Source organism: Ruegeria hyattellae, assembly GCF_041537925.1.
GTDB lineage: Bacteria > Pseudomonadota > Alphaproteobacteria > Rhodobacterales > Rhodobacteraceae > Ruegeria_C.
Genome location: NZ_JBGOSH010000036.1, coordinates 1 through 5,639 on the forward strand (window position 1 = coordinate 1; position 5,639 = coordinate 5,639).

General features: G+C 53.0%; 4 protein-coding genes and 2 pseudogenes. 2 read left to right on the forward strand and 4 right to left on the reverse strand.

Going from position 1 to position 5,639, the window contains the following annotated elements; genetic code table 11:
- Window positions 1-202 (forward strand): annotated as a pseudogene (locus AB1E33_RS29640) (IS6 family transposase); the annotation flags it as partial.
- A 270-nt stretch (window positions 203-472) separates the two neighbouring features.
- On the opposite strand, the gene AB1E33_RS29510 reads toward AB1E33_RS29640, so the two are convergent.
- Together AB1E33_RS29510 and AB1E33_RS29515 are read right to left on the reverse strand one after the other, a co-directional pair.
- Window positions 473-1,333 (reverse strand): sterol desaturase family protein, encoded by an 861-nt coding sequence (locus AB1E33_RS29510; RefSeq protein ID WP_372580797.1) that lies wholly within the window; start codon window positions 1,331-1,333, stop codon window positions 473-475.
- Window positions 1,334-1,623: 290 nt separating this feature from the next.
- Window positions 1,624-3,411, reverse strand: coding sequence for an adenylate/guanylate cyclase domain-containing protein (locus tag AB1E33_RS29515; protein WP_372580798.1), 1,788 nt, complete (start codon window positions 3,409-3,411; stop codon window positions 1,624-1,626).
- A gap of 219 nt (window positions 3,412-3,630) precedes the next feature.
- Here AB1E33_RS29515 and AB1E33_RS29520 point away from each other — a divergent pair.
- A pseudogene (locus AB1E33_RS29520) lies at window positions 3,631-3,775 on the forward strand (IS5 family transposase); the annotation flags it as partial.
- A gap of 98 nt (window positions 3,776-3,873) precedes the next feature.
- On the opposite strand, the gene AB1E33_RS29525 reads toward AB1E33_RS29520, so the two are convergent.
- Window positions 3,874-4,554, reverse strand: a complete 681-nt coding sequence (locus AB1E33_RS29525) for an IS6 family transposase (RefSeq protein ID WP_372580799.1) — start codon at window positions 4,552-4,554, stop codon at window positions 3,874-3,876.
- A 344-nt stretch (window positions 4,555-4,898) separates the two neighbouring features.
- Entirely contained in the window at window positions 4,899-5,300 is a 402-nt protein-coding gene (locus AB1E33_RS29530; RefSeq protein WP_372580800.1) for a RidA family protein, read from the reverse strand.
- Window positions 5,301-5,639 lie beyond the last annotated feature (339 nt).

Consider the following 5,639-nt stretch of genomic DNA (forward strand, 5'->3'; position numbering starts at 1 on the left):
AAACAGTCATCTCCCTTTCCGAAAGCGGGAAAGGACGATGCATGGCCATCGCTCTCCGGGAGGGTTGCAAAGGTTCGTGGCGACCCACTCAGCAATCCGCAATTGCTTCAGCGTCCCCGCTCGCCGCCGCTCCGCCTTAACAACTCGATACCACCGTCTCGAGGCATTTGACGCCTGGAATGTCGCCACCCAAGCAGCTTGAAATCTGAGCATCAGCACTTCTTTGTGGACTGGGTGTTAACGTGACAACTCCTTGTTGCCTGTTTGTGAGTTTACCAGCCTCAAAAAGTTGCACCTGCGGCAAATGTCCGAAGAGCGGGCTGAGACCGCAGAGTTTAAATGACGTGCTCAAGGTCGGCTACAACAGAGGCTAGTCAGGACAGATGCCGCACCGCGCTTGAACTCAGCTTGGAGCCCAATGCACATGTCGCTGCAGTGTTCGGAATGTCTGCTGGGCGCCCAGAGCAGTCAGTTACAGTTCAGGATCACTTTGCGAAGGTTCGTCCGCTCTGTTTATCGGATACCGGCTGGCCCGCCCAAGGAGCGGTTGAATGAGCATCTGATCGAGCCAAAGATTGCGCCTACTTCGAAACTGCTCAATTCCAATTGTCATGCCTTCATGCCCGGATTTGGGTTGTGCGAGATAGGTTCCGAATATCCGATCCCACCATGGCACGTTAAAACCAAAATTGCTGTTGGTCTCCGACGGGTGAATTGAGTGATGCACGCGGTGCATGTCCGGTGTGACGATGAAAAGCCGCAACACCGCATCGACTCTGAGGGGAAGACGAATGTTGGAGTGGTTGAACAGCGAGCTTGCATTCAACAACACTTCAAAAATCAAAACCGCAAATGCAGGCGGCCCGAGAGCCATCACAACGCCTAACTTTATCACCATAGAAAGCAGGACTTCCACTGGGTGAAACCTCAGGCCCGTCGTCACGTCAAACTCCAGGTCAGCGTGGTGCATTCGGTGCAAACGCCAAAGTGCCGGTACCGCATGAAACAGCACATGTTGCAAATAAATGGCGAGATCCAGTACCAGAACCGCAACTAGGAAGGTTATCCAGCCTGGGATGCTCATCTGGTTGAGGAGACCCCAGCCATGTACATGGGCAATCACGGCAAGCCCGACAGCGACAACCGGGAATGCAAGCCTGACAATCAAAGTGTCCAACATAATCAAGGCAAGATTGTTCGACCAGCGCAGAAGTCGAGGGATTTCCACTCTTCTACGTGGGGCTGCTAACTCCCAGACCGCCATGGAAATCAGGACGCCAAGGAAAACAGTGAGACGGATTGCCGTTTCTTGTTCCAAAATGCCATGCAGCATATCATTCGCCGATGCGGTTTTTGAATGATCTCAAATAACAGCATATCGCTGCTTACTGTCCATTGCTAACGACGTTGTTAAGTCCGGTTCAACTGGCGTACTTCCCTAGATGGTTCCGAAATATTGCGCAGAGCGTCAAGGTCGGTTTAGGCGAAGCGGGCAGGTCGAAATTGGATACACGTGAATGTCGGGAATGGGCCGCCCTTGATTGTGCTTGGCGGCTCGCGTTGGGCCGATGCTGCGCCGCCTCCGAGGTCGGTAGTGAGTCCCAACGTGGACATTCCCTCTGTCTACAATTTGCCTATCGGCTTGGATAACCGCGGTGATTCTGTCCATCCAGCTTTATGCAAGCCGTCCATAACGTGTTTTGCGTCCGACAGATTCTGAAAAACCACTGGGAGCACTCTGGCCTCCATCCCAATCCGCCCGGGGTCAATTCGTTCACATTCGTCAATTGCGGTCTGTGCCTCTTCTCGCTTTCCAAGGTGACCCAACGCCGATGCCAGCACAATGTAGGCGAATGCGTGGTTTGCGTGTCTACCGATCGACTCCCGCGCAAACTCGACAGCCTGATCATGTTCCCGTGCCGTCAAATATGAACGTGCAATCATGTTGATGTAGAAGTGTGCATTGGGATCATGTGGGTTAAGAAGGAGAGCCCGTTGTATGCTGGAGATCCCTTCAATCGGATGCCCCGCGAACGAGAGTGCGTTCCCCAAAATTGCGTGTGCGAGCGAATTGCTGGGATTTAGAGCGATGGCGTGTCGGCAGCATGCCAGTCCAAGGTCGTGTTTCCCCATGCGTAAGTAGACTGTCCCAAGAATTGCCTGAGCGTAGGAATCGCCCTTGTCGAGTTCAACCGCCTTTGTTGCGGCTGCAATCGCTTTGGACAGGATTTCTTCTCGGTTATCTACCTGCCAAATTGCGACTTCGGCATGATAACAAAATGCCAGCGATGCATAGGCCGTGCTGAAGTTCGGGTCAGATTCGATCGCCTTCTTAAAAAAATCTTTCGCGGTCGCGTTGGACTGTCGATTGGTCTGATAAAAGCAGGACATACCTCGTTGGTGGAGGTCCCAGGCGCTTATTGCCCCTTTTGCCGAAGAAAGGCGCTTGCGCTCGGCTCGCTCAAGCTCGGGCGCGACAATAGCGGCGATCTTTTTAGTAATCTCGTCCTGAAGTTCAAAAATGCTCCCTAAGGCGCCGTCAAATCTCTCAGCCCAAACGTGATGCTCGGTTATTGCATCAATTAATCTGGCGGAAATCCTTACGTGATCACCAGATTTGCGAACGCTGCCTTCCAGGACATAGCGGGCTCCAAGTTTATCTGCGATGGTCTTCACGTTAACGGTTTCACCCTTGAAGGCGAATGAGGAGTTGCGTGCAATGACAGGGAAGTAGCGCCAACAAGACAGCGCCGTGATGATGTCCTCTGTCAAACCGTCCGCGAAGTAATCTTGATCTGGGTCACCGCTCATGTTCGTCAATGGAAGCACTACGAGGGCAGGTCTCGCTAAAAGGACCTCAACGTCTATTGGCGCAATGGGCTCTTCCGCAGTGACGAGACGGTAGACACGTATCGGCTGAGAAATGTTCTTGAACTGATGATTGCCAAGGTCGTCGAAATTCAGATCAACTTTCCGCCCTACGTGACGATAAACTTCTTCGGAGAGGGCCACTCCACCAGAATCCGCGACCGCCTCCAATCGCGAGGCGACGTTCACGCCGTCGCCAAAAACGTCGTCTCCATCAATAATCACATCTCCGACATTGATCCCGATACGGAATTCCAAACAATCGTCGCCGATTTCTAGCCGTTGTTGACGAATGGCTTCTTGGATCTCCCAAGCACACAGCACTGCATCCACTGCACTGGCGAACTCGGCAAGCAATCCGTCGCCCATTTCTTTGAAGACACGCCCTGAATGCCTGGAAACCGCAGGACGAACGGTTTCTGCGTAGGCGGCATTCAGGCGGGCTAACGTACCGACCTCATCCGCCGACATGCGCTGGCTGTACCCGACAACGTCCGCGGCAAGTATCGCTGCAAGGCGCCTATGAGTGTGTTCTCGCGACATAACTCAATATAGGCGGAACAGTTCTTGTTTAGAAACGGACTTCTGTTACAGCCGACGCGTTCGAACCGGTCGACAAGGCCATCGAAGATGAGCATGTCAGCAAACAGCCAGGGTTCATCTCGCGCCAGGCCGCTTTCACAGACGGCAAATGGGGGCCTTGTTGCATAGATCGGCAGTTGGCTGTTACTGACGCGGTTTGTTTCCATCAGGATGTCGTGAATGCCGCACAAGTTCAACGCTAGTCGCCGGGCAAAGATCCCCAAGCAGAAGCATCGTGTGACCAACTGGGCTGAATACAACGAGGGTTTGAGGCAGCGCGGTGATCTGACGATTTGGATCAGCGATGAGGCGCTTGGCCTGTGGTCGGCGGCGCGCCGAACGACGCGTGGTCAAGCAGCACCCGTGCCGGGCTCTGTCGCAAACTCTGGCGTCGATCAGAGCTATCGCATTGGCAGGCGGTTATTATCCAGCGAGCTCTGCAAATTGACGGAATCCGCTTGTCGAAGGTCCTAGCTGGCCCTTGCGGATCATGTTGGCGGTCTCGATCCCCACGAGTGTTGCCGCAGCCGAGACGAAGCTCTTGAAGCCGAGCATCGGCCTCGTGAGCCGTTTGATGAATCGGTGATCCTGCTCGATAATGTTGTTTAGGTATTTAGATCTGACAGTGTCGATCTTAACCGGTATCCGCAATCGCTTGAAGATCTTGTTGATCTCCTTGATCCCGGCCGCGTTGCTCCTGCTTTTGTCAATGGTGATCCGCTTCGGGATTCCATTGTTGCATAATGCATTGGCGAAGAACTTCTTTGCAGCCTTCGTATCTCGCTTCTCCGAAAGCATGAAATCAAGGGTTTGACCATCACGATCGACGGCCCGGTACAAATACACCCATTCACCACGAACTTTGATATACGTCTCATCCATGCGCCAAGATTCGGCGGTGTTGGCCTTCCGTTTCTGCGCCTCGCGAGCGGCCTGAGGCAAGTATTTTATGACCCAGCGGTTCAGCGTCGCGTGATCAACCGATACCCCACGTTCCGCCATGATCTCTTCCAGGTCGCGGTGAGAGACGCCATAGCGAACGTAGAAATAGACCGCGAACAGGATCACAGATTTCGGGTAGTGTGCACCTTTGAAGTCGATCATTGGGCATTCCTAAACGTTGTCAAAGACCAACCAGCCATTGGATCAAACCGCGCGAAGGTGCAACACGTCGACCAAAGTTTGCGACACAGCCAAACCATCATGAGGCGCAACGTTTTTGACCTCCCAGAGAACCATGATTTCTGGAGGACGGCATCCCCACTTGACAATACCGCAACCAGAGAACCGGCCCGCGGCCATGTAAAGTGTCGCACAATCAAGGCCTGACACATGAACGCACCCGATCACATGTTCTGAACGCCAAAAACACTTGCATCAATGGAGGTATCCACACATGCAACAAGGCTGCGGCAATCCAGCTGGTTCCCGTGACCAACTCTTAGCATTCACAGCAAACCCGCCACCACTGCAGTCAGGTTCATCGTGAGTAGGGCGTCCGACTTTGGCAGATCGACAACCGCGATCGCTGTACGTGCCGGTCTTCGTTTCCCCATCTTGGCTTCGTAAGCGGCATTCATCGCGTTGAAATCGTTCATATCCTTCAAAAAAACATTTATGTGGATGACATGAGCAAGGTCGGAGCCGACAGATTCCAACATGGTCTCAAATGCGTCAAGTATCTGTAACGTTTGCGAGGTTACGTCCGAGCCGACGAGCCGTTCTGTGGCTGGGTCGACGCCGGCTGTCGCACCAATGGTTATGAAATCGCCTGCTTTTGCAATATGGCTGTAAGGCCCTATTGGTCTCATCGTATTGGGGGGTGTAAAGAACTGGACTTTCTTGTACATGACAAAATCTCCTTGTTCTTGAAAGGGTTAAGTCGAAGACATGCACCAAAAGACCAACATCCAAGTGACCTGATATCAGGGATCTTGGTCCTAGAGCTAGCCCGCAACATAAGTTACATTGCGTTTTTGTCCGGACCAATTGGTTACAAAGATTACAAATCTCTACCTATTGCCGAAATCCCTTAGTGGTAATCTTGGCTTTGTTGCACAAATCGCGGCGTGAACGCACTTCCCCTTTGCCCGGACGGACTTAGCCTACGGCTTCAGTGACAGGTATGCCAAGAGCGGTGTAGCGGTTGAGCACCGCGACACGGACTTGGATTTCCGCGACCTGTCGGT

Bases quoted from the DNA above. Each gene is read 5' to 3' on its own strand.
- AB1E33_RS29510 (WP_372580797.1), bottom strand. From the start codon at position 1,333: ATGCTGCATGGCATTTTGGAACAAGAAACGGCAATCCGTCTCACTGTT.
- AB1E33_RS29515 (WP_372580798.1), bottom strand. From the start codon at position 3,411: ATGTCGCGAGAACACACTCATAGGCGCCTTGCAGCGATACTTGCCGCG.
- AB1E33_RS29525 (WP_372580799.1), bottom strand. From the start codon at position 4,554: ATGATCGACTTCAAAGGTGCACACTACCCGAAATCTGTGATCCTGTTC.
- AB1E33_RS29530 (WP_372580800.1), bottom strand. From the start codon at position 5,300: ATGTACAAGAAAGTCCAGTTCTTTACACCCCCCAATACGATGAGACCA.